Below are 25423 nucleotides of genomic sequence, written 5' to 3' on the forward strand. Positions count from 1 at the left end.
GTATTCTTTTTAATGCGTCAGCCCTGACGGATAATTCCGGGCAAGATGCCGCGTATGGATATCCCAAACAGCCGTTTTCCGGATGCAGGCAACAGGCTGCATGCCAGCAAAGCCGCCGGAAGCCCGCCAACGTTTGCCCCCAACCATGCAGCCTCCAGCCTGTTAATAAAAATCAATCAATGAACAAAACCGGCATCCGGATTGTATATATTTTTGCAAAATATACATTTATAATATAACAAAGAACAGACAACATGAAACGAAAGAACGTACTGAATGTTTTGGCACTCTTTGCTGCCTTGTCCGGATTGGCTGCCTGCTCGGAAAAGAACAACGACAATCCACCCACAGAAACCTTAACTCTTTCATTAGAAAAAAGCATCACACTTACTGTAGGCGAAGAACATCAGTTGTCGCTCAAAATCACTCCCGCAACCGACTATCAGGTGAATTGGGGAAGTGTCGACGCATCCGTCGCCACCGTTTCCGAAACAGGTCTGCTTAAGGCCGTGGCCAAAGGAGAAACCGAAGTGACAGCAACCGTAAACGGACATACAGCCGTGTGCGAGGTTACGGTGAAGGCTTCAGAAACATCTCAGCCCGAAACTTCCATACGCATCGCCCTCGCCGACTATCCGGATGCAGAATCCGTGGCACGGGCCATAAAGAATGCCGACGGGAAAGGCATTACCGAATACATCCTTTCGGGCGACTTTTCGAAACTGGGCATCGAAACCGTAAAAGACGCCGAGGGATATGTGACGGATGTAAAGAATCCCTTTTTAGGAACCAAGGCCGAAGTGATAGACATGTCGGGCGTAAACGGATGGCCGCAGGTGGAATCCGGCGACCTCAAGACGCTGCCCGGGCTTCCCCCTTATGCGTTCAACGGAAAGAACGGACTGAAACGTGTGGTTCTGCCCGATGAAGTGAAAGCGATAGGCAGCTATACTTTCATAAGCTGCATCTCGCTCGAGTCCATCACGGGCGAAGGGCTTGTTTCAATCGGAGAGAACGCCTTTACGGAGTGCCACTCGCTGTCTGCCTTATCCATGCCAAAAGCTGAATCGGTCGGAGATTTTGCGTTCATCAATTGCGAGGCGCTGGAAACTGCCGTCTTCCCCAAACTGCAGACCGCCGGCAACGCGGCCTTTTTCGGGTGCTACAGGCTGCGCTCCGCAGAAATGCCGAAAGTTTCCTTCATCGGACAACGCATCTTCCAGGGATGTGACGCGCTGGCCGAACTGAAGCTGAACGCCTCGGCAGAAGTGCTTCCCAACACGTTTGAGGGGCTCGACACTGCAAACTGCACGCTCTGGCTCGACCAAGCTCCCGAATCCGGAAACAAGTGGAAAGACAAGGACTGGAAAAAAATAGAAACATACCCGAAAGAATAAAAAACTTTCATATAGCACCGGCTCAATACTTTTCTTATTTCAATTCCAGGCGGGCCGTCATTCCGGACAAAGAATGGCGGTCCGTTTTGAATTTGAAGAAAACCGCGCCGGCATATCCGCCCGGCAAAAAAGGCAGGAATCCGCTTCCGGTTGCAATTTATCAGATTATCAGAAAAAAAACACATTTTTATGTTTCCATGCAACAACTTATCTCCTGAAAATTTGTATTTTTGCAGCCGAATCACTTTTAAAAGAAAAAAGCATGTCAGAAACAAAAAGAATAAAGACCGCTCTGGTATCCGTTTACCACAAGGACGGACTGGATGCCATTTTGGCAAAGCTTCATGAAGAAGGCGTAGAATTCATGTCAACAGGCGGAACCCGCCAGTTCATCGAATCGCTGGGATATCCCTGCAAGGCAGTTGAAGACATCACAACCTATCCGTCAATTCTCGGCGGCCGTGTCAAGACGCTTCATCCCAAAATTTTCGGAGGCATACTTTGCCGCCGCGAACTGGAAAGCGACCAGCAGCAGGTGGCACAATACGAAATCCCGGAAATAGATCTGGTAATCGTTGACCTGTATCCGTTTGAAGACACTGTGGCCAGCGGCGCTTCTGAACAGGACATCATCGAAAAAATAGATATAGGAGGAATCTCGCTGATCAGAGCCGGAGCCAAAAACTTCAACGACGTGGTTATCGTTGCAAGCAAGCATCAGTACCAGCCGCTGCTCGACATTCTGAAGAGCCAGGGAGCTGAAACGACACGCGAACAGCGCCGCTGGTTTGCCGGAGAAGCATTCACGGTGTCGTCGCACTATGATTCGGCAATCCGCGACTACTTCAAGAAATAAAAAACAGGAAAAGAGAGAAACAGACATTCCCTACGGAATGCATGCTTCCCGCTTAACCGTCTTTCATCAACAGTCAACTATCAATCAACAGAGAAAATGGGCTTATTCTCATTTACACAAAATATTGCAATGGATCTTGGTACGGCCAACACCATCATCATCAGCAATGACAAGATCGTTGTCGATGAGCCGTCGGTTGTGGCTTTAGACCGCCGCACCGACAAGATGATAGCCGTGGGCGAACGTGCCAAGATGATGTACGAAAAAGAAAATCCCAATATCCGCACGGTCAGGCCGCTCCGCGACGGAGTGATCGCTGACTTCAACGCATGCGAACAGATGATGAGAGGGCTTATCAAGAAAGTCAACTCAGGACGCCACCTCTTCACGCCCTCGCTGCGCATGGTTATCGGTGTACCCTCCGGTTCGACGGAAGTGGAACTGCGCGCCGTACGCGACAGCGCTGAACACGCCGGAGGACGCGACGTCTATCTTATCTTTGAACCGATGGCGGCAGCGCTCGGCATCGGGCTGGACGTAGAAGCTCCCGAAGGAAACATGGTGGTCGACATCGGCGGCGGATCCACAGAAATTGCCGTGATATCATTGGGAGGCATCGTGTCAAACAACTCCATCCGTGTGGCCGGCGACGAACTGACTGCCGACATTCAGGAATATATGAGCCGCCAGCACAACGTCAGGGTGAGCGAACGTATGGCCGAACGCATCAAGATTCACGTAGGTTCTGCCATTACTGACCTGGGAGAGGACGCTCCGGAAGACTACATCGTGCGCGGACCGAACCGCATTACGGCACTTCCGATGGAAGTACCCGTAGGGTATGAAGAAATAGCCCATTGCATGGAAAAGACAATCGCCAAGATTGAATCGGCCATCCTCAGCGCACTGGAGAACACTCCGCCCGAACTTTATGCCGACATCGTGAACAACGGCATCTATCTGGCAGGCGGAGGCGCTTTATTGAGAGGACTGGACAAGCGACTGACAGACAAGATCAACATTCCGTTCCACATCGCAGAAGATCCGCTGCTGAGCGTTGCCAAAGGTACGGGTGTGGCATTGAAGAATGTCGACCGCTTCTCTTTCCTGATGCGGTAAACAAGATACACAAGAGCTGGAGAATTGAACATGGAGGGCTGCTTCCGCAACATACCGGAACAAACGCTCATCTCCATCTTCAATTCTCCGTTCAATTAGACCTATAGACTGCCCTGATATGCGAAACTTGATTAATTTCCTGTTAAAATACAACCATTGGTTGCTCTTTGTTCTGCTGGAAGTGATTTCGTTCGTGCTATTATTCCGGTTCAACAACTATCAAGGCAGTGTATTCTTCACTTCGGCCAACCGGCTGAGCGGAGCGGTCTATGATGCTGTCAACCACATCACACGCTATTTCAGCCTGGCAGACATAAACAGCGACCTGACGCGGCGCAATGTCGAACTTGAAATAGAACTCGAACGTCTTACCGAGCAGCTGCAACGCTACACGCGCGACACGACTTCGCTCGACAAGCTCCGCCAGGAATCGCTGAAAGGATACCGGCTGTTCTCTGCACGGGTTACGAACAACAGCGTAACTCATCCCAACAATTTCATAACCATCGACAAAGGCCGCAACGACGGAATACGCCCCGAAATGGGAGTAGTCTGCGGAAACGGTGTTGTCGGCATCATCTATCTCACAGGGGCCAACCACTCCATCGTTCTGCCTGTCCTCAACTCACAAAGCAACATCAGCTGCAAAATCAAAAGGACATCCTATTTCGGCATCCTGAAATGGGAAGGAGGGTCGTCGCAATATGCTTACGTGAAGGACATGCCCAGACACTCAGAGTTCACGCTGGGCGATACAATCGTTACCAGCGGATACAGCGCCGTATTCCCCGCAGGGATTCCCGTCGGCATCATCGACGACATGAAGGACAGCCACGACGGATTGTCCTATCTGCTGAAAGTCAAACTTTTTACCGACTTTGCGAAATTAAATGACGTGCAAGTGATCAGTTCGACAACCGGAACGGAACAAGTACATCTGGAAGACAGCGCACGAACCGCATCCGACAAACAATAGACCGAAAAAAGAATGAAGCTATGCAACATCTAATAAGACTACAATGGTTTGTTCTTCTGGTGCTTCTTCAAGCACTGGTGCTTAACCATATCCATATCGGACAGTTTGCCACTCCATTCTTATACATCTACTTCATCTTGAAATTCAATTCAGGAACGAACATCAAGACCCTCACCTTATGGGCCTTTTTCCTGGGACTCTCCGTTGATATCCTGAGCAATACGCCGGGACTCAATGCAGCGGCTTCCGTGCTCACCGCTTTCTGCCGCCCCCGCATGCTGCGCATCCTCTCTACGCGAGATGTCAGCGACAACTTTGAGCCGAGCATCCGGATAATGGGAATGGCTTCATTTTTCCGCTATTCGCTGGCAACAGTGTTTCTGCACACCGCCACGTTAAATGTGATTGATGCCTTTTCATTCGTCAGCTTCAGCACACTGGTGCTGAAAATACTGACTGATACGCTTATAACGCTGGTATGTATCCTATGCATTGATTCGATAAGGAGGAACAGATAGTGGAACGCAACTACAATCTTGAAAAAAGGAAAACGGTAATCGGTGGAGCTGTCGTTGTTGTTGTAGCCATCTTTCTCATACGCCTTCTCTCCCTGCAGATCATGAGCGAAGACTACAAGAAGAATGCCGACAGCAATGCCTTTCTGAAAAAAATACAGTACCCCAGCCGGGGAGTAATCTACGACCGCAATGAAAAACTGCTCGTCTACAACCAGCCGGCATACGACATCACGGTCATCATGAAAGAAATTACGGCACTCGATACGACAGACCTCTGCCAGACACTCGGCATCACTCCAGAGTTTCTCCGGAACCGCTTCAAAGAGCTGAAAGACCGGCGGCTCAATCCGGGATATTCGCCTTATACCAACCAGGTGCTGCTCACCCAACTGTCGGCAGAAGAATGCGGAGTGTTTCAGGAAAAGCTTTTCAAGTTTCCCGGATTCTACATACAAAGACGCACCATCCGGAAATACGCTTATCCGGTGGGGGCACACATACTGGGCGATATCGCAGAAGTATCCAAGTCGGATATGGAAAAAGACGACTATTACATTCCGGGCGACTTCATCGGAAAGCTTGGCGTAGAACGCTCCTACGAAAAACAACTGCGCGGAGAAAAGGGAGTGGAAATTCTTCTGCGCGATGCCAGGGGCAGAATACAGGGAAACTACATGGACGGAAAATTCGACAAGGCACCGGTTGCCGGAAAAAATCTGAAGCTGAGCCTGGACATCGAGCTTCAGGCACTGGGAGAACGGCTCCTTGAAGGGAAAATCGGAAGCATCGTGGCCATCGAACCTTCCACGGGGGAAGTGCTGTGCCTGGTGTCATCTCCCTCATACAATCCACAGCTCATGTCTGGACGAAACAGAGGCAAAAACCACATGAAGATGGCCAAAGACCCATGGAAGCCTCTGTTAAACCGTGCCATCATGGGAACATATCCCCCCGGCTCTACATTCAAGACGGCACAGGCGCTGACTTTTCTTCAGGAAGGGATTATCGCCCCGTCTACAACCTATGCGTGCAACAAAGGATTCAATTTCCGCGGACTGCACGTGGGATGCCACGCACACCCCTCTCCGCTCCCGCTGATTCCCGCCATAGCCACATCATGCAACGGCTATTTCTGCTGGGGACTTTATCACATGATCGGCGCAAAAAAGCAATACGGCTCCGTGCAGAAGGCCATGAACACCTGGCGCGACTATATGGTATCAATGGGATTCGGATACACACTAGGAATCGACCTCCCCGGAGAAAAGAGAGGGTTTATTCCCAATGCAAGCGTCTACGACAAAGCTTACCGCGGCTCATGGAACGGACTGACCATCATCAGTATCGCCATCGGGCAGGGAGAGGTGACCTTGACTCCGCTGCAAATAGCAAACCTCGGAGCTACAATAGCCAACAGAGGATATTTCATCACGCCCCATGTGGTAAAAGAAATTGAAGGAGAATCCATCGATTCGATATACCGCGAGAAAAGATACACCAAAGCCGACCGGTCACACTACGAGGAAGTGGTGCAAGGAATGCGGGCTGCCGTAACCGGAGGAACATGCCGCATGGCAAATCTTCCTGACATCGAAGTGTGCGGCAAGACCGGAACGGCTCAGAACAGAGGAAAAGACCACTCTGCATTCATGGGGTTTGCACCTATGGACAATCCTAAAATCGCCGTTGCCGTATATGTTGAGAACGGAGGATTCGGCGCCGTATACGGAGTGCCCATCGGCAGGCTCATGATTGAAAAATACCTGAAAAGGGAATTATCTCCACAAGACGAACTATTGGCAACAGACATTCAGAACCGGAGGATAGAATATGGCATACATGAGAGGTAGCGTTTGGAAAAATATCGACTGGTGGACCGTGGGGCTTTACCTTGCCCTGGTCATCTACGGATGGTTCAGCATATGCGGAGCCAGCTACAACTATGGGGAGCCGGAGTTCTTCGACCTTGCCACACGGTCGGGCAAACAGTTGATGTGGATAGGCTGCTCACTGGGGCTGGGATTCGTTCTGCTAATGCTTGAAGACCGCATTTATGACACATACGCCTACCTGATTTATGGCATCCTGATTCTTCTGCTATTCGGAACGATTTTCAACCCTCACGAAATAAAAGGCTCACGCTCATGGATCGTGCTGGGACCCGTCAGTCTGCAACCGGCAGAGTTTGCAAAGTTCGCCACAGCCCTTGCGCTGGCAAAATATATCGGAGAATACACGTTCTCCATGCAACGCACACGCAATCTGCTGACCGTTCTGGCCATTATCCTGCTTCCTATGATGCTGATAATTCTTCAGCAGGAAACAGGATCTGCACTGGTATACTTGTCATTCTTTCTCATGCTGTACCGCGAAGGGATGACAGGCGCTGTACTTTTTTCGGGAGTCTGCGCCGTTGTCTTTTTCATTGTCGGCTTACGGTTCGGAACAGAAATGATGCCGGATGAAATGACCTCATGGGGAGAGTTCTCGGTATTGACACTGATTGTGCTGCTCGCCGGAATACAGGCATGGATTTACAAGAGCCGGGGATCCTGCACTCACATGTATATTTTAGGAATAGGCGGAGGGATCATATTGGCAAGCAGTCTGTTCTCATGCTACGTCATACCGTTCAACGTGTGCCACCTGCAATTATGGCTGTGCGGAGCCTTATGCGTGTTCCTTTTCCTGCTTTTTCTGCGCGAACGGCTGCGCAACTATCTGTACATCATTTTCTTTACAGCAGCATCCATCGCTTTTTTCTTTTCTACCGACTATGTTTTCAACAAAGTTCTTGAACCTCACCAGAAAGTCCGCATTGAGGTTCTGCTGGGAATGAAAGATGATCCGGCAGGTGCCGGATACAATGTAAACCAAAGCAAAATAGCCATCGGGTCAGGAGGACTCTTCGGCAAAGGCTTCTTAAACGGAACGCAGACAAAACTGAAATATGTGCCGGAGCAAGACACCGACTTTATTTTCTGCACAGTGGGAGAAGAGCAGGGATTTGTAGGTTCTGCAACAGTCATCCTTCTCTTCATGGCACTTATACTGCGGCTTATCATTCTATCGGAACGCCAAGAAACACGCTTCGGCAGAGTGTACGGCTATTGTGTATTGGGGATTTTCTTCTTCCACCTGTTCATCAACATAGGTATGGTATTGGGACTCACACCCGTAATCGGCATTCCTCTGCCGTTTTTCAGCTATGGAGGCTCCTCTTTGTGGGGATTCACCATTCTGCTGTTCGTCTTTCTGCGGATAGACGCAACGCGCGAGAAATAAGCACACTACTTTCTCAAAAGACGTATGCCGACATCAGCGATTCCCGGAAGCGGATTGTCGCGCATCACATGGATGATATGCAGACTTCTGTTGAAAGAGTCTGTCCCGATAACCAGCGGCTCGTCGCAGACAAATGTGCTTTGATAATACCCGCCCGCACTGCGGTCTTCATTCCACCGCCCGTTTTCATCGGCAAGGTAAAAATGCAGCGTATCTGTTACAGCAGGTAAGGTGTCACTCATAACCTTGGTAGCTTCAAGCCAGATATCCCTGTACGGATACATGTCAGTGTTCCGTATGCCTACTTCAAGCGTATACGCTGCCGGAGGAATCCCTGGAGGGAAGTAAAAATTCAGCGAATCCCCCCGCCCCCATCCGAAGTTCTCGGGGATAGCCTGGTAAGTATGATACACCGTATCATTCTGGCACGAAAAGGAAAGACAAGCCAGAAATGCCAGCAAAACAAAGTTTCTGAACTTGTAGAAGAAATAAGCGCCGCATGAATTTGCGTGATACACACTAGGGCCGGCACCACGCAAACTCTTTTCATCAAAATCACCATGCAAACAACTCTCAGACAGTCTGAAAAATGTCTTCGAATCAGGCCTGCACTTCTGGAACTGTTTTATTATCATTGCCTGAAGCATTAGTATTGCCTTCCTTTTCCGGCTGGCGCCTGTTTCCGTCATTCCGCCGGAACTTTCTGCCGTTCCGGTTCTGGCGCGGCTGCTGCGAAGCGTTGCTGCCTCCTTCTGCCACAACCTGCCTGCCGTCAGCCGGACGGCCTTCACGATGCTCTGCCGCAGCAGACTGTGCCTGAACAGCCTGCGGCATTGCTCCCCCTTGTTTCTGCCGCCCGTCGGAAGCAGGCTTGCGCGCCTGCTTATTCCGGTTCGCATTCGGTTCGCCTGCATTCTGCTTCTTTTCACTCTTTGCAGAAACATCCTTATTCTGTACAGAACTATTTTTCTGTTTTTTCTTCTTTTTCTTGTTCTTGTCAAAACGAGTCAGGCTTTCCTGCTCCAAAAGATCTTTTGAACGGGGGACATCAGACACTGTTGCATTTTCGCCCAGGGTGTCGGGCTTCTCCCCCTTTTTGTTCATGCTGATGACTTCAAACGCACGCCGTGCAGAGATTGTCACCTCATTCGCCAAAATGCCTTTGTCTGTGCTGTATGTCACCTGGTTTTTCAGGATATCAGCCTTGAAGTAATAATAAGTGCTGTCCTTCGTTTCCAAAGTAATCTCTTTGCTTGGAAGACGTTTCTGACATTCCACATAAGCGTCCACTTCGTAATTGAGGCAGCATTTCAGCTTGGCACATTGTCCGGCCAGTTTCTGAGGATTCAATGAAATATCCTGATAGCGGGCGGCACTGGTAGACACAGACACGAAATTCGTCATCCATGTCGCACAGCACAGTTCACGTCCGCACGGCCCTATTCCACCGATGCGGCCGGCTTCCTGACGTGCTCCGATCTGCTTCATTTCAATGCGGACACGAAATGTTTCAGCCAGCACCTTTATCAGCTGCCGGAAGTCCACACGTTCGTCTGCTATATAATAAAAAATCGCCTTATTGCCATCTCCCTGATACTCTACGTCGCCGATTTTCATCTGCAAGCCCAAACTCTCCGCTATTTTCCTCGAGCGGATCATTGTATCGTGCTCACGCGACTTGGCTTCTTCATACTTCTCCATATCCACCGGCTTCGCTTTCCGATAGATTCTGCGGATTTCAGCGTCAGGCTTGATATTGGCCTTCCGCATCTGCAACTTCACGAGCCTGCCTGTCAGCGTCACAGTACCGATATCATGGCCTGGACTTGCTTCGACCGCCACTACATCGCCCTTTTCCAAATGCAGCCCGTTGCTGTTCTTGAAATATCCCTTACGCGTATTCTTGAACTGCACTTCCACCATATCCTGCTCCTCCGCATTCCCTGGAATATCAGCCAGCCAGTCGTAAGTGTTCAGTTTATTATTCTGTCGTCCGCAGCCCTTGCAACAAAGCGGGCCGCTTCCGTTTTTAAGCTTGAATTCATTCATATATCGTTATCGTTGTTTCATTTCAATAATCATTTTCAGTGCCATATCAAAGAAAACCATTTTGGGATTCACATTCTGTTCAATGTGGGCTTGAGCTTCTCCCAACAATGCCATTATCTGAAAGATATTGCGTTCGTTGATGAACGGAGAGAACCGGACCGCAAAATGCTCCTCCTCCGCATTCATATAAACCATTTCCTTACGGTGGAAATTGTTGACAAAATTCTCTCTTGTCATCCGCTGGCAATACTCCAGCAAGTTCTTCTGCCGTTCGCGGCCCATCCCGGCAACCTGTTCGCTCCATGATTTGAGCCCGCGGATATCACGGCTGTATGCCTGACGCATCAAACTGACAAAAAGTTCGAAACAAAGCTTGTTCTCGTCGCTCAACTGAATGTTTTCGAGAGCCTTGATCAAACTTCCCGCCGAACGGTGAGCTATATCATGCGCATCCTCCTCCACCAGTCCGCAGCGTTCCTGCAGGAAGCGGACAATGTCCGCATCTTCCAACGGATGAAGATTTATCCGCTGCGTGCGGCTGACAATCGTGGCAAGCAACTGTTCAGGCTGCTCGCTCACCAAAAGAAACACGGTTTTGGCAGGAGGTTCTTCAAGCAGCTTCAGAAGTTTGTTGGCACACTCCACGTTCATCTTTTCAGGCAGCCAGACCAGCATCACTTTATAGCCTCCCTGACTCGATTTCAACGAAAGCTTCCGCTGGATCTCGTCACTTTCGCGCACATAAATCTGCGGCTGCTGGTTGCCGGCATCAATCTTCTCCATCCATTGCTGCAAAGTGACATAAGCGTTCCTCTCCAGCATTTCCCGCCATTGGGACAGATATTCATCACAAACCGTATCTTTACCGCCTTTTCTCTTGACTATAGGAAAAACGAAATGCAGATCAGGATGTGCCAGACGGTCCATCATCTTACAGGCAGGGCATTTGCCGCAAGCGTCTTCCGGATCCGGATGCTGGCAGAGAAGATAGCGTGACAGAGCCAATGCCAAAGGAAGCTTCCCAGTTCCAAGCTTGCCCGCGAACAACAGGGCATGCGGCATTTTGCCGTCATGCGCACAGCCCAACAAAAGTCGCTTCGCCTCATCCTGTCCAACTACATCTCTAAAAAATGGCATATCCCGTCTAAATTACTATAGCTGGACAAAAATAAAAAAAATATTGAACATAATGTGAAAGATATGACGTTTTTATTTCCTTTCTATAACAACGGAGTAAACAAATGCGCAAACCAGCCCACAAAACGTTTCCACGGGCCGCGCTTCCGATACTCTTCGCGCGTCATGACAGTACTGTTCTTTTTGTCGGCCTTGAACACATCTCCCAGTTCGGCAGTAGTGGGCAGGTCAAAGATAAACGCATTGATTTCATAATCACAGCGCAGACTCCTGCTGTTGAGATTTGTACTTCCTACCGTACAGAAGCGGTCGTCCACAATCATCACCTTAGAATGATGGAAGCCTCCGTTAAACACATAAATGTGCGCTCCTGCTTTTCGCAGCCTCTCGGCAATATAGAATGCCGCATCGGGCGTAAAAGGAATGTCTGATTTGCCCGGAATCATGATCTCAACCCGCACCCCGCGTCTGGCAGCCCGCTTAATGGCTTTCCGCACGCTGCGTGTAGGCGTAAAGTAAGGATTGATTATCTGAACCTTATGTTCGGCCACATCCAAGGCAGTGATATAAGCTTTGCGCATAATGTCGGGAGCCACCTTTGGCACACGCTGCACAATGGCCACCTGGCTGCCGAGGTGAGAAGAAGCTGTATCTGCATGCAGCGCGCCTGAAGTGTAGGGAAAATACCGGCTGCCTTCCACCTGCTGGTGCGACTCCTGATTCCATACCCGGAAAAAAGCTTTCTGAAGCTGTTCGGAAGCAGGCCCTTCAATCCGTACATGCATATCGCGCCACTGGCCCACTTCAGGAAGGCCGTTTATATAATAATCAGCTATATTCATTCCCCCCGTATATCCCGTCGTTCCGTCAATGACCACAATCTTCTGATGATCTCTGCAAAAGATATGGTTCACATAAGGAAAGCGGATAGGATCGAACTTGATGATTTCGATGCCACGGTCGTTCAACATTTTCAGATGCTCCTTCCGGAGCGGGCGGCTGTTTGACAAGTTTCCAAAGTCATCGAACATGGCGCGTATTTTCACCCCCTCCTTCGCCTTTTCGGCCAGAAGGGTAAAAAGCTCCTTTGCTATCGAGTCGTTGCGGAAATTGAAATACTCCAAATGAATATCCTGCTTTGCCTTCCGTATATCCTTGAACAGATGGGCGAACTTGCTCCTTCCGCTGGTAAGGAGAGTGATTTTATTATGCTGTGTCACAGGTATATCCCTGCTATGCAGGAAACGGACAAAAAGAGAATCGGAGGGCAAATAAGCCTTCGATGAGTCTACAGCCGCCGCATTCTGCGCCTGCACACCAAAGACGCACCAAAGAAAGAAAAACGACAACAAACATCTATTTTGATTTTTCTTCATTCCAATTCTGATTCAAACCGAAGCAAAAGTATGGAATATTTCAGAAACAGCAAAAGCACACGCACAAAATACACGCAACTCCGACAAAACAAGCCATTACCCCAGCCAAGACGACCACTTATCCTTCCGACATTCTGACCACAGCCTGCCGCCTGTCCGGACATTACAGATTGCCCAGTGACACGCTCAAGCGAAGCAGCCCCACCACATCCTTGCGATGATGGCTATAAATAAAATGCAGTGCCGGCTGTATGGAAAGCCAGTTGTTCAACGGAACCAGCCACGTATGCTCCATACCCACTTCATTGCCTTCAAGGTGGTCATGCATGCGGTTGACGGCAAACCCAGCCATCATCTTCCGATTTGAGATGCCGTTAACCGTAAGCCCTGCGCCCCAATAGCCATGCGTTCCTGACGTGTGGCGTGTCATGACGGCCCCCTGCAAGAGCAAACACCACTGCGTTCCCCTCCAATGCAGGAACGGCTGTTCCACCAGTCCCCAAAGTCCCGTTTTCCGGTCAAAAGAAGCTTCTGCGCCTTCCCCTGGAATTTTTCCATACACGTATCCCAGCGTATAATTGGCCGAGTGCTCGCCCTTGGTCTTATATTCATACGAAAGACTGCCGATAGAAAACAATCCCTCGGCAGACGGCCTGAAATGGAACTGCGTATCGAATGTTTCATGAGCCACACCGTTATATACGCTCACCTTGGCGACAAAGCCCTCAAAGGGATACACTTCAAGATGACCGCCTATTGCCGACATCGGGAAAGTAGCCACCGGATAGTTGTTTGAAATAATCGGAAAGTCCGCATCGGCCGGCGCCGTAAAGAAGCTGGTAGAAGGGGTTGTAAAATAATCAATGTCGATGTTGCGCAACCCCACAGACAAATACAGCAGGCTTCCAATCCGCTGTCCAATGGAAGCCTGAACCAGACGAAACGGCTTATTCTCATCGGTATAAATATTTGAATATCCCAGCAAACTGTTTTCAACCAGCTTGCCGGCCGCATAAGTAGCTATAGCTGCTCCCTCAAACTGGGCTCCTTTCCACAACGCCACATTCAAATCCGCCTCAAGATAATTCACCCATGCCGTCTTTCCGTCCGACATGTTCCAGTTGCCTTCAGTCATTGCAGTTACGCCCCATGACACGCGCGACTGCCCATAGGAACAGCACACACACAGCAAACAGCTCAATAAAGTTGTCAGCTTTTTCACCTCAAATAATATACGTAAATAATAATAAGAACATAATGCCGATTTATCAAAATCGCGCTGCAAATTTATATTCTTTTTTGCAATCCGCATAATTTAGACAAAGACAAAATTAAAACAAACAAAAACAAAGCATATAAACAACTGATAACAAACAATATACAGACAGAAAAAAAATAAAAGCAGGCACCCTATACCCTGATTCCTGACAAGCCTGCATGCAGACACAAAACTGAAGCACCCCGCAGAAAAGTCTGTCTTCAGGATAAAGACATGCATCTTCAAATTAAAGATACATATCTCCAGGCTGGAGATACAGATTTTTCACGGAAAAGTTTCACTTTTCAACAGGCCGGACAACTGGAACCAGCGTATTTTGACCCTCGATGATATAGCGTGTATCCCTTGACACATCGCCGACGGCATACACATGCAGCCTCAAATCTCTGGGACCGAGCAGCTCAGAACGTCCTTTTGCCTGTGACAGTTCGCTAATCTGCCGGATTTATTCGATTTTTCCAGTGATATTTCCTAACTTTGCATGCCGAATTTCATAGCACATGATAGACCAAGCCACCATAGACCGTATTCTTGATGCCGCTCAGATCGTTGATGTCGTATCAGAGTTTGTCACACTCCGCAAACGGGGAGTGAACTACATCGGACTCTGTCCTTTCCATAACGAAAAGACACCTTCGTTCAGCGTTTCTCCAAGCAAAGGCGTATGCAAATGTTTCAGCTGCGGAAAGGGGGGAAATGTGGTTCATTTCATTATGGAACATGAGCAACTGTCTTATTATGAAGCACTCAAATGGCTGGCAAAAAAATACAACATCGAAATCAAGGAACGTGAACTGACAGAAGAAGAAAAACAGGCGCACGATCTTCGTGAAAGCCTTTTTGTTGTGAATCAGTTCGCAAACGACTATTTCCAGAACATTCTGCACAACAGCATCGAAGGCCAGCGCATCGGAATGACATACTTCCGCGGAAGAGGATTCAGGGATGACATCATCAAAAAATTCCAGCTCGGATACAGCACCGACTCCCACAAAGCATTCGTGCAGGCTGCCCTGAAGCAAGGATATAAAGAAGAGTTTCTGGTCAAGACCGGACTTTGCTACCGAAAAGAAGACGGATCGCTGAACGACCGTTTTTGGGGGCGTGTCATATTTCCGGTCCATACGCTTTCGGGAAAAGTCGTGGCCTTCGGCGGACGCGTGCTGAACGCTGCCACGAAAAACGTACAGATGAAATACGTCAACTCGCCCGAGTCGGAAATTTATCATAAAAGCAAGGAACTGTACGGAATCTATTTCGCCAAACAAGCCATCGTGCGCCAGGACCGCTGCTTTCTTGTAGAAGGGTATACAGACGTGATTTCCATGCACCAAAGCGGAATAGAAAATGTTGTCGCCTCTTCGGGCACAGCCCTGACATCCGACCAGATCCGGCTGATCCATCGCTTTACGAACAACATCACCGTGCTTTACGACGGCGACGGGGCCGGAATCAAGGCCAGCATACGAGGCATCGACATGCTGCTTGAAGAGGGTATGAATGTAAAAGTCTGCCTGCTCCCTGACGGAGATGATCCGGACAGTTTCGCACGCAAGCATAACGCGACAGAATATCAGGCCTATATCAACGGGCATGAAGTGGACTTTATCCATTTCAAGACCAACCTGCTGCTCGCAGAAACCGGCAAAGACCCGATAAAGAAAGCTGCGCTCATCTCAAGCATCGTGAAAAGCATTTCCGTCATTCCAGATGCAATCGTGCGCTCGGTTTATATCCGCGAGTGTGCCCAACTGCTTGAAATGAATGAAAAGATACTGGTGGAGGCCACCGCCAAACTGATCGAACAGGCTAAAGAGAGCAAACAAAAGGAAACGGAACGCAAGAAACTGCGCGAACAGCGGAATTCCTCCTCGCCTGCTCCAGCCGTACAGGAAGGGGCGAAACCTGCACAAGAAGCGCAAGAATCAACAGGCCAGCCGGCTTTGTCCGACGGAAACGGCATCCCGGCAAACGGCGAGATTCCGGCTGACAACTATACGTCGTTCATTCCTGCCGAAGGAAACGAACGGAAAGTCTTTTATGAAAAAGAAGAAGACTTGGTGCGGATGCTTATCCGCTATGGAGAAAGAGTGATGTGCTATGTAGAAAACGAGAACGGCGATGAAACGCCGCTGACTGTCATCGAATACATTGCACAAAGTCTGAAGGAAGACGATCTCCAGTTCCACGATGCACTGCACCGGGAGATCCTCAAAGAAGCGGAAGAACGTCTGCACGATGACAGCTTCGTTGCCGAACGGCACTTTGTAAGCCATCCGAACCAGGCTATCAGCAAACTTGCAGCAGACCTGATCAGCGAACGCTACCAGCTGAGCAAATACCATTCAAAAGGCCAGAAAATAGTCACAGACGAGGAACGGCTCTACGAACTCATTCCCCGTCTGGTTATAGACTTCAAGCTGTCAATTGTAGAAGAAGAGATGAAACACACGCTTCAAGCTCTGACAAAACCGGAGATTGTCAACGACCCGCAACAATACACCCGCGTCATGATGCACTTCAAGGACATACAGCAAACCCAAATCGCCTTGGCAAGAAAAGCCGGCGACCGGGTGGTCAATGCTTCATAAGCCTGTTGAGCACCCCTTTCTCCCACATAACAGGCAGGCCTTCAGAAATACGGGAACGTCCCGGATCACGTCCTTCATTTATAGTGAACTCCATCACTTTTCTGGCTCCGGTCAGTTCTTCATCAATGGGATTGTCCGGCTCATTTACAGGAAATTCTCCGGTTACGGGATTTTCTCCCAAACTGTTGCTGATCATGCTTCCCTTGTAATTCGCCAGCACAGCATAACCGGTAGGAGTGCTCGGATCACAGTTCGAATACATATTCACCCATACTTCATACGTGCCTTTCTGCAGACAGGCCTCGTCAAAGAAAATATTCTCACTGTTTATATTGTCAATGTTACATCCGGCATTAGAGTCCACATCCAGGCCTATCGGATCCCACTCAGGCTCTTCGTCCGTATCAGCATATTCCCAGCCCATATATGCCTGATAATTTTCTGAATAATACGGGAAAGGCATACCATAATAAATCACATTCCCGTTCGGTTCCACTACATAAAGATCCACGTCCTTTGCATTGCTGAAACGCAGATTCACCTGAAGCGAACCAGTACCAGCTTCCACATAGCTGACATTTCTGGTCACTTTCGAAGAAACCTCACCATTCTTGTTTACCGTAGTGAATTCAATGGTAAAGTCACCGTCAAGATGCTGGCTGATCATTACAAGCACCTGATATTCATACAAAGATGCAGAACGCACTTTTGCGCTGACTATTTCAGGATTGCTCAAAGGAACCCTGATATAGCCAGTCTGTCCCTGAACGGTCAGATTCACTTCACTCAATTCTTCAGTAGACTGAAGTACCAGAAACGAGCTTCCTCCCGGAAGAGCCGAGCCGTCAAAAGTAGCCGACTGAAGCATCAAATCATTCTCCCCAACAGGCAATTCGCCTGCAACAAACTCCCCGCCTGCAACATCCAAATAATCATTCTGCAATCCACTGATTCCGGGGTCATCGTCGCTTCCACACGAAAACAAGAAGAAGGAACACAGCCCCAATACACACATCCGCAGTTTTTCCATGTTTTTCATAATTACATTCATTTACAGCGCCACTTCCCAAATCGCCGTTAACACTGGAGGACACAGGAAATGTTCTTTCCGACAAAAGAAGTGCCCTTAACTATCAAAAGCAAAATTAACGTTTCAAGCGAAAAAAGAAAAGCACGAATATCCCGACTCCTAACTAAGCAGCAGAAACAGGCGACTATCAGAATGAAATATGCAACTATCCGGATAAAATTGACAATCATCACGTTACTACTCCCAACTTCACCCGACACAACGTAAAAAATAAAAATCGAACGGGACAGAATCGTCAAAGACGACCTGCCCCGTTCTTCAAACTTAATATCTATGCAATTCGCCAATTGTCACAACTTGATTTACCAGCCAGGATTCTGATGCCCTTTCAGATTCGGATTGATATCCATTTCTGTCTGAGGAATCGGCCAGAGATAGTCACGTTCACGGACTACACGATCGTATTTAGAAGAAGTACGCATAATATTCTGTACCGGGCCTCCCACTTCTTCAAGCAGTCCCCAGCGCCTCATATCGCTGAAGCTATGACCTTCAGCTGCAAGTTCAACGGCACGTTCGTGCTTGATGCGTTTGAACATCTCTTCTTTTGTTGTGACTGACATCCATGCGTCGCCACCATTTATGAGAGGCATACCTACACGGTCGCGCACTTTATTCACGTATTTGGCTGCATTATCCAGATCATCCAGCTCGTTATAGCATTCGGCCATCATCAGATACACATCAGCCAGACGAATCAACGGGAAGTTAATCGGAACATCTTCGCGGTTGTTAAGCAAGCCATTCATATCACCTTCCGGCACAAACTTGCGCCACAGATAGCATAACCATCCGCCTTCCATTTTGACCCATCCGTCAGCCGGTTCCGGAGCACTTTTGGTTATAGCAAAATACATATCTTGCGGCTTATTGTTTACAGCACCCAAGTAATAAGTATAAGGGCAAATAAGCGATACGCTCATTCGGGGATCACGTTCTTCCTCATACATCTCAACCAACGGACCTTCGAATGGCCTGCTTTTCCCTGAGGTTAAGGCAGGCACTCCCTGAATTGTACCTGTCGGATATGCCTCGACCTCCGCCTTATTCAGCGTACAGTAAAATATGGATTCCCTTATTTGTGCATTTCCCGTATAATCCGAACCGGTAAAAGCATTCCAGTCAAACTGGAAAGTAGAATAGTCATAATTCTGTCCATCTTTGGTTTCATATGAGTCGGCCATATTGGTAGATACCATCACATTATGCCAACATGAGCCATAAGTAGAACGAGAGCCCATGTATTTACCCATCGGCATTCCGTAGTCCTGCCCTACTCCTCCCAAATTCTGGATCGTAAAAATCATTTCACTGCAATCATCAGCGCCTTTTCCGTCATCAGCCGGCTTGAACAAGTCCGCATAGCTTGCTTTTGCATCACCCGGAACGGTATACAATGCATATGTTGCATATTTTTCGGCATCAACTTCACCAGGTTCGCCGGCTATTTTCTTAAAGCACTCAAGGGCTTCACCATACTGCTTGTTATAGAGATGAAGTTTGCCTTTCAGCGCCATGGCTGCTCCGCAAGTAGCCCGTCCTTTATCGGCACTCTCCCATTCTTTCGGCAAAGAAGCGATAGCTGCATCCAAATCCTTGATGATAAATTCCCTTACCTCATCCTCGGTGGAGCGCGGCTTCAGCATATTCATGAAATCAGCCGAAACAACCGTAGTTTCATCGTAAAGAGGCACGCCACCCCACAAATCCAAGAGATAGAAATAATACAGCGCGCGCATGAATCTGGCCTCAGCCTTGTATTGAGTCTTCAGCTCGTCAGTCATCTCGCAATTGTCCACATTCTGCAATACGATATTCGCACGGGAGATGCCTTCATAAAACGCCTTGAACTTGTCGCTGACCAGTGATTCAGAAGAAGTGTATGTTCCCCGTGCGATCGCTTCAAATCCATATGGATCACGTCCTGCACCAACTCCTCCCAGACAGTCAAAAGAATACTGACGACCGAAAGCCGCTTCATTCTGCATCAGGCTATAAACTCCCATCATCGCCTGTCTGGCATGATCTTCCGTTTTAAAGAAAGTACCGCTCGACAATTCATCCTCCGGATATACGTCCAAATCATAGCACCCGGTTGTCAGAAACAGACAGGCACCTAAACTCAAAAATAATTTATATGCTTTCATAAACATTCTTTTCAATTAAAATGTAACATTAACGCCGATTACCATATTCTTCATCGCAGGATAAGCCAGACTCGTTCCCAGCTCCGGATCAAATCCTCTGAATGAAGTGAACGTAAAGAAATTCTCCATACTTGCATAAACACGGATTCTGTCAAGAGTCAGCTTGTTCATCCAAGCCTTTGGCAAGGTGTAGCCCAACTGGATATTACGGATTTTAAGGAACGACAGGTTTTCCAGATAGAAGTCGCTGTTCTGTGTATTTCTCTTATCCTGATAATCCAGCAGTCTGGGATAAGTGGCGTCTGTACGTCCTTCGTACCATCTTCCTTCACAAACCTCTTTATTCAGCTGATAACCATATCTTACAGTAGAAGCATTTACAAGGTAGTTCTGCCAATAAGCTTCTCCTCCGGCCTGACCTTGGAACAAGACAGCGAAATCTATTCCTTTCCATGCAACGTTCAGATTCAAGCCGAACTGGAACTTGGGATTCGGGCCGTCGCTCACAATGTCGCGGTCGTTCAAGTCGATGATGCCGTTGTCGTCCACATCCTTATACAGAAAGTCACCCTTCTCAGGCACGCCGAAGGCATCAAATGCGTTCGGATTCTTAGCCAACATCTCGTTTACTATAGCCAGATCTTCGTCTGTCTGAATGATGCGGTCTACCTGCAGCAGATACTGGGAGTTAATGGGATGTCCTTCCCAAATCACATTAGCACCGCTGATGGTCATTCCTCCCTTGTCTTTTCCTTTGTATTTATCAACCATATTCTTCACGTATGTAAAGTTTCCGGTTATTCCGTAAGAGAAATCTCCCACTTTATCCTGCCATCCCAAAGTGAATTCGATACCTTTGTTTGTAACCGTCGCACTGTTCTGCTTGGGGATTGAAGCTGTTCCGTGAACGATAGGAGCCGGCAAATCAATCAGAATATCCTTTGTCCTTTTATGGAAATAATCGAAAGTACCGGTCAAGCGATTGTTAAAGAAGCCGAAGTCAACACCCACATTGGTTACATAAGTAGTTTCCCATGTAAGGCCGGCATTTGCCAAAGCGATCTGAGCCATACCCAAAGCCAACGTATTTCCGACTGTATAATTGGAAGTCGCATAAGTCGAGATGGCATCATAGTTGCCTACAGAATTGTTACCCAGCGCACCGTAAGACAAACGAAGCTTCAGATTGCTCAGTCCTTTGTCTACAACATTCGCCATAAACGGTTCCTGGTCAATACGCCATGCGGCCGATGCCGAAGGGAAATAACCGGTGCGATTGTTCGACAAGAAACGTGAAGACTGATCCGCGCGGAGGTTCAATTCAAGAAGATACTTGCTTTCCCAGTCCAGATTGATACGGCCAAAGAACGAACGCATCGCCCATTCCGTGCTTGTTCCTGATGCCGTAGCATCGCCGATAGCCGCATCCATCGTGTTCAGACTCAAGTCGATCATATCTTTCTTATAGGCACTGAAATAATGGTTGCGATAACGCTCCTGGCTGGCACCAACCAAAGCGGTCAATCCCAGACGGTCTTTCAGGAAACGCGTTTCATAACGTGCGGTCACATCACCGAAGAAGCGTTCCGTCTTTCCGTTGTAATTCCGAATCCATGTATCACCTCCTGCCGGCGACGTAATCGTATTGGAATAGAAGTTCCACAGATCAAAGAACACAGGCTTGAGCGAACGATACTCATCCAGGAACTCGTATGTATAGGAAGCCGTAATGGAAAGGCCTTCTACCGGCTTCAAGGTTCCGAGAAAACGGGCACGCATATTGGTCTTGCGGATGTTTCCGGCCACAGCGTTCAAACGCCTCAACGGATTATTGGTCTGAGCCTGCGAGGCATCTTCCGTATTGTTGACACTGCCATATCTGCCGTCCGGCGAACGGAATACCATACCCGGAGTTGTGGCTGAAGCATATGTAAACACTTCGCTTACCGCTGTGGTTGCATCATCCTTATCATAGTTGGCGGCCGGATCCATATTAGATACATATCCGTTCACATAAGCGCCGAGAGTCAGCCAAGGCTTGATATCGGCTGTAACATTCACACGGCCGCTGAACTTTTCGAAGCCGGTATTCTCCATGATGCCCGGATTGTTCTGATAACCGAACGAAGAATAGAAACGGATTTTCTCGCTTCCTCCGCTCATTGAAAGCACATGATTGTGAGCAACAGAATTCTGGAACGAATCGTCCAGCCAGTTCGTATTAGGATATTTCAACGGGTCACTTCCCCCGGCATTGCGCCATTCGTCTATTTTTGCCTGGCTGAATACAGTAGCCTGCCCTGACTGGAACAATCCTTCATTGATCAGCTCCATATAGTCCGCATAATTCGACACCGGATCCATCGTGCCCGGGATGGTAGGCGAAGTGAACGAAACATAACCGTTGTAGTCAATCTTCATGCTTCCGGCCTTGCCCTGCTTGGTGGTAATCAGGATAACACCGTTGGCGGCACGCGAACCGTAAATGGCAGCCGAAGCCGCATCTTTCAGCACAGACATCGCCTCAATATCCTGAGGGCTTACAGAGCTGATGCTCGATTCCACACCGTCGATGATGACGAGAGGCGCAGAGTCGTTCAGAGTTCCTTGCCCGCGCACCTGGATGGTTGCATCGTCATTACCGGGCTGGTTGCTTGCCGACTGCACATTCACACCGGCGGCCATACCTGCCAGGGCATGAGAAACGTTGGTAATCGGGCGGCTCTCGGTCAGTTCGTCCATATTAATGGAAGAAACAGAACCGGAAAGGTTCACCTTTTTCTGCACACCATAACCGACAACTACAACTTCGTCCAGTGTCTTTGAATCTTCCTTCAACGACACAGACAACCGGGTGGTCGATGATGTAACTCTGATTTCCTGGCTGTTATAGCCAATATAAGACACCACAACAACACACTCTGCAGGAACTTTCAGTGTGAATTTTCCATCCAGATCAGTAATCGTACCGTTCGTCGTGCCCTTGACAACAACATTCGCACCGATAACAGGTTCCCCCGAACCATCCACTACGGTACCAGAGATTTCTTTCTGCTGAAGGATACTCTCTACAGCGTCTACATGGGAAACAGGAGAAGAACCAACGGCTCCCATCACGTTTGTGGCAGCAAAAATGAGCGATGCTCCCAACAACATCCTTTTAGAATAAAGGACTGTCATTCGTTTTTCCGTTTTCATTAAGCATTAAATTTTAGTTGGTCATATAATTCGGTTTCAATTATATCGGGAGCAAATATAAAGAAAGTTTTTAATCTATTCAATTTTAGTCCGAAAAAATTCATCAAATACCTTAATCCATAATAAAAAATCACAAAAAGCAAAAGGAGCACATCCGCAAAAAATGCTCCTGCCGCAAAAGAAGAATAATCGAAATTCGACGGAGGAAGTTATAAACAACAATGTTGTTTATACAAACCACAATGCGGTTCGTACAAACCACAACGTCGTTTATAGAAACCACGATGCCGTTTGCAAATTGAAGGGTGAAAAAGCACGTTTTTCAGAACAGAAAACAGCATTTCCCGGCTTGGAGATACAAAAGGCGCGTTTGCATAATTCAATCATTCTGCCTACATTTAACCGCAAAATTCTATAAAATCAACATCTATGAAAACTAAAAACTTTTTTCTGGCAGTCATTACATTCCTGGCGGCATTTCCGGCAACGCTGGAGGCATATACGGAAAGAAACCTGCTGCAAAGCAAAATCACCCGAGAACAAATCTCAGACTATCTGGTCACGCAACAGAAATGGGTGGACTATCCATCCTATGCAGACCGGGAAGGATGGGACAAGCTGCTGGGCAAAAATAAGGAAACAGTCATCAGAAACGGAGAAAAGCAGCTGAAGCACGAATGGAAGGTGATTACCGCAACCGACTATCTCGAGTTTGAAAGAAGCGGAAACCGCAAGATCATGGAATCACCGTTCGATGCAAACAACTATGCCATCGTACAACTGCTGCTGGCAGAACTGGCAGAAGGAAAAGGACGCTTCACCGACCAGCTGATAAACGGAGTGTTCCACACCTGCGAAATGACTTCATGGGCTCTGTCGGCACATCTCCCCAACCAGCCGTCCGGCCGCTCGCTTCCTTCATACGAATATGATCTGATCGACCTGACAGCAGGAGATTTGGGAAACATCCTTGCATGGACCTATTATTTCATGCACGACACCTTCGACAAAACAGATCCGGAAATCTCCCGAAGGCTTTATCATGAACTGGACAAACGCATCATGAAACCATATCTTGAGGACGACAGATTCTGGTGGATGGCAGTCAACTATAAGGAAGGAAACATGATAAACAACTGGAATCCATGGTGCAACAGCAATGCGCTCATGACATTCATGCTCCTGGAAAACAATCCGCAACGGCTTGAGGCAGCAATCTGGAGAAGCATCCAGTCTGTGGATAAATTCCTGAATTACGTACATAGCGACGGAGCCTGCGAAGAAGGGCCTTCTTACTGGGGACATGCATCAGGGAAAGTGCTGGATTACCTCGTCCTGCTGTCGGACATCACAGGCAACCGCATCAACTTCTTTGAGGACAGCCAGATCAGAAACATGGCAGAATACATATCAAACAGCTATGTAGGAAACGGATGGGTGGTCAACTTTGCAGACGCATCTGCCAAAGGAGGAGGAGATCCCCAGCTGATTTTCCGGTTCGGACAGGCTATCGGAAGCAGCCGGATGAAGCAGTTCGCCGCCTATCTCAAACAAAAGCAGAAAAACAGGATCACGCTTGCAAGCAGAGATTTCTACAGAATACTGGAAGGGCTGAAAGCAGATGCAGAGCTGTCCGGATATGCTCCGGCGCACGAAACTCCCGACTTCATCTGGTATCCGGAAACGCAATTCTGCTACATAAAGAAAGGAAAAGCCTTCTTTGCCGCCAAAGGAGGATATAACGACGAAAGCCACAACCACAACGACATCGGAACTTTCTCCCTATGGGTGCAGGGCACCCCGGTATTTCTGGATGCAGGAGTAGGCACCTATACCAAACAAACATTCAGTTCGGAAAGATACAAGATATGGACCATGCAAAGCAACTATCACAATCTGCCCGTCGTCAATGGCACTCCTCAAAAATACGGAAGAAAATACAAGGCCCAAGATGCAGAAGCCTCTCCCAACGAGTTCAGGCTGAACCTAAAAGAAGCCTACCCTGCGGAAGCCGGAATCAAAGACTGGATCCGCTCGTATCAGCTTAAGAACAACCAACTGGTCATCAGGGACAAGTTCAGTCTTGAAGAAGCCACTGCTCCCAATCAGATCAACTTCATGACTTGGGGGAACATCAGCATCGAAGGCGACAAGGTAAGCATCAGCAGAGAAAACATTTCCGCAACCATAAAGTTCAATCCGGACGAGTTTGAGGCATCAAAAGAAACGATACCGCTTACCGATCCGACACTGTCGAATGTTTGGGGAAAGGAAATCTACAGAATCTCGTTTACGGCAAAGCGTCTGTCTAAAGAAGGAAACTATAAGTTCACGGTCAGTTTTTGACCTTGCAGAATAACGCAACAATTCTGCAAGACGAACGCAGAGGCACGAAGCCACAGAGA

Annotated in this window: 16 protein-coding genes and 1 pseudogene; 9 read left to right on the forward strand and 8 right to left on the reverse strand. The window is 48.3% G+C overall.

What is annotated here, in order from left to right; all coding sequences use genetic code 11:
- The first annotated feature begins 254 nt into the window (after positions 1 to 254).
- From NW212_RS06345 to rodA, 7 genes and pseudogenes are all read left to right on the forward strand, one after another.
- Positions 255 to 1397, forward strand: coding sequence for a leucine-rich repeat protein (locus tag NW212_RS06345; protein WP_258337807.1), 1143 nt, complete (start codon positions 255 to 257; stop codon positions 1395 to 1397).
- 262 nt (positions 1398 to 1659) lie between these two features.
- Positions 1660 to 2244: pseudogene (locus tag NW212_RS06350) on the forward strand (IMP cyclohydrolase); the annotation flags it as partial.
- Between the two features lie 105 nt (positions 2245 to 2349).
- Positions 2350 to 3372: a rod shape-determining protein gene (locus tag NW212_RS06355; RefSeq protein ID WP_258337808.1), complete on the forward strand. Its 1023-nt coding sequence runs from the start codon at positions 2350 to 2352 to the stop codon at positions 3370 to 3372.
- A gap of 118 nt (positions 3373 to 3490) precedes the next feature.
- A complete protein-coding gene (gene mreC / locus NW212_RS06360; RefSeq protein ID WP_258337809.1) occupies positions 3491 to 4348 on the forward strand; it encodes a rod shape-determining protein MreC in 858 nt (285 codons plus the stop codon).
- Positions 4349 to 4368: 20 nt separating this feature from the next.
- Positions 4369 to 4866, forward strand: coding sequence for a rod shape-determining protein MreD (mreD, locus tag NW212_RS06365; RefSeq protein WP_258337810.1), 498 nt, complete (start codon positions 4369 to 4371; stop codon positions 4864 to 4866).
- Positions 4866 to 6716 carry a penicillin-binding protein 2 gene (gene mrdA / locus NW212_RS06370; RefSeq protein WP_258337811.1) on the forward strand — a complete coding sequence of 617 codons (1851 nt, stop codon included), beginning with the start codon at positions 4866 to 4868 and terminating at the stop codon, positions 6714 to 6716. Before mreD ends, mrdA begins: the two co-directional genes overlap by 1 nt.
- Complete coding sequence (gene rodA / locus NW212_RS06375; RefSeq protein ID WP_258337812.1) at positions 6697 to 8151, forward strand: rod shape-determining protein RodA; 1455 nt, start codon at positions 6697 to 6699, stop codon at positions 8149 to 8151. The genes mrdA and rodA overlap by 20 nt, the downstream gene beginning before the upstream one ends.
- A 5-nt stretch (positions 8152 to 8156) precedes the next feature.
- Here the strand turns inward: rodA and NW212_RS06380 are convergent, their stop codons facing one another.
- From NW212_RS06380 to NW212_RS06400, 5 genes are all read right to left on the reverse strand, one after another.
- On the reverse strand, positions 8157 to 8786 hold the full coding sequence (locus NW212_RS06380; protein ID WP_258337813.1) for a gliding motility lipoprotein GldH: 630 nt from the start codon (positions 8784 to 8786) through the stop codon (positions 8157 to 8159).
- Positions 8752 to 10200 carry a regulatory iron-sulfur-containing complex subunit RicT gene (gene ricT / locus NW212_RS06385; RefSeq protein ID WP_258337814.1) on the reverse strand — a complete coding sequence of 483 codons (1449 nt, stop codon included), beginning with the start codon at positions 10198 to 10200 and terminating at the stop codon, positions 8752 to 8754. The genes NW212_RS06380 and ricT overlap by 35 nt, the downstream gene beginning before the upstream one ends.
- A 6-nt stretch (positions 10201 to 10206) precedes the next feature.
- Positions 10207 to 11337 (reverse strand): DNA polymerase III subunit delta', encoded by a 1131-nt coding sequence (holB, locus tag NW212_RS06390; RefSeq protein ID WP_258337815.1) that lies wholly within the window; start codon positions 11335 to 11337, stop codon positions 10207 to 10209.
- Positions 11338 to 11420: 83 nt separating this feature from the next.
- Entirely contained in the window at positions 11421 to 12725 is a 1305-nt protein-coding gene (cls, locus tag NW212_RS06395) for a cardiolipin synthase (protein WP_375337957.1), read from the reverse strand.
- Between the two features lie 151 nt (positions 12726 to 12876).
- The gene (locus tag NW212_RS06400) at positions 12877 to 13935 is read right to left on the reverse strand and encodes a carbohydrate porin (RefSeq protein WP_258337817.1); all 1059 of its coding nucleotides are present in this window, start codon (positions 13933 to 13935) and stop codon (positions 12877 to 12879) included.
- 557 nt (positions 13936 to 14492) lie between these two features.
- Between NW212_RS06400 and dnaG the strand changes: the two genes are divergently transcribed.
- The gene (gene dnaG / locus NW212_RS06405; RefSeq protein ID WP_258337818.1) at positions 14493 to 16583 is read left to right on the forward strand and encodes a DNA primase; all 2091 of its coding nucleotides are present in this window, start codon (positions 14493 to 14495) and stop codon (positions 16581 to 16583) included.
- Here dnaG and NW212_RS06410 read toward each other — a convergent pair.
- The 3 genes from NW212_RS06410 to NW212_RS06420 all read right to left on the reverse strand — a co-directional run bounded on the left by NW212_RS06410 (position 16570) and on the right by NW212_RS06420 (position 23000).
- Positions 16570 to 17622, reverse strand: coding sequence for a hypothetical protein (locus NW212_RS06410; RefSeq protein ID WP_258337819.1), 1053 nt, complete (start codon positions 17620 to 17622; stop codon positions 16570 to 16572). The two genes, dnaG and NW212_RS06410, sit on opposite strands and share 14 nt — an antisense overlap.
- A 353-nt stretch (positions 17623 to 17975) precedes the next feature.
- Positions 17976 to 19820 (reverse strand): RagB/SusD family nutrient uptake outer membrane protein, encoded by a 1845-nt coding sequence (locus NW212_RS06415; RefSeq protein WP_258337820.1) that lies wholly within the window; start codon positions 19818 to 19820, stop codon positions 17976 to 17978.
- A gap of 15 nt (positions 19821 to 19835) precedes the next feature.
- Entirely contained in the window at positions 19836 to 23000 is a 3165-nt protein-coding gene (locus NW212_RS06420; RefSeq protein ID WP_258337821.1) for a TonB-dependent receptor, read from the reverse strand.
- A 447-nt stretch (positions 23001 to 23447) separates the two neighbouring features.
- On the opposite strand from NW212_RS06420, the gene NW212_RS06425 reads away from it, so the two are divergent.
- A complete protein-coding gene (locus NW212_RS06425; RefSeq protein ID WP_258337822.1) occupies positions 23448 to 25364 on the forward strand; it encodes a heparinase II/III-family protein in 1917 nt (638 codons plus the stop codon).
- The last annotated feature ends 59 nt before the right edge of the window (positions 25365 to 25423 follow it).

Source organism: Bacteroides sp. ET225 (assembly GCF_024733745.1).
GTDB lineage: Bacteria > Bacteroidota > Bacteroidia > Bacteroidales > Bacteroidaceae > Phocaeicola > Phocaeicola excrementipullorum.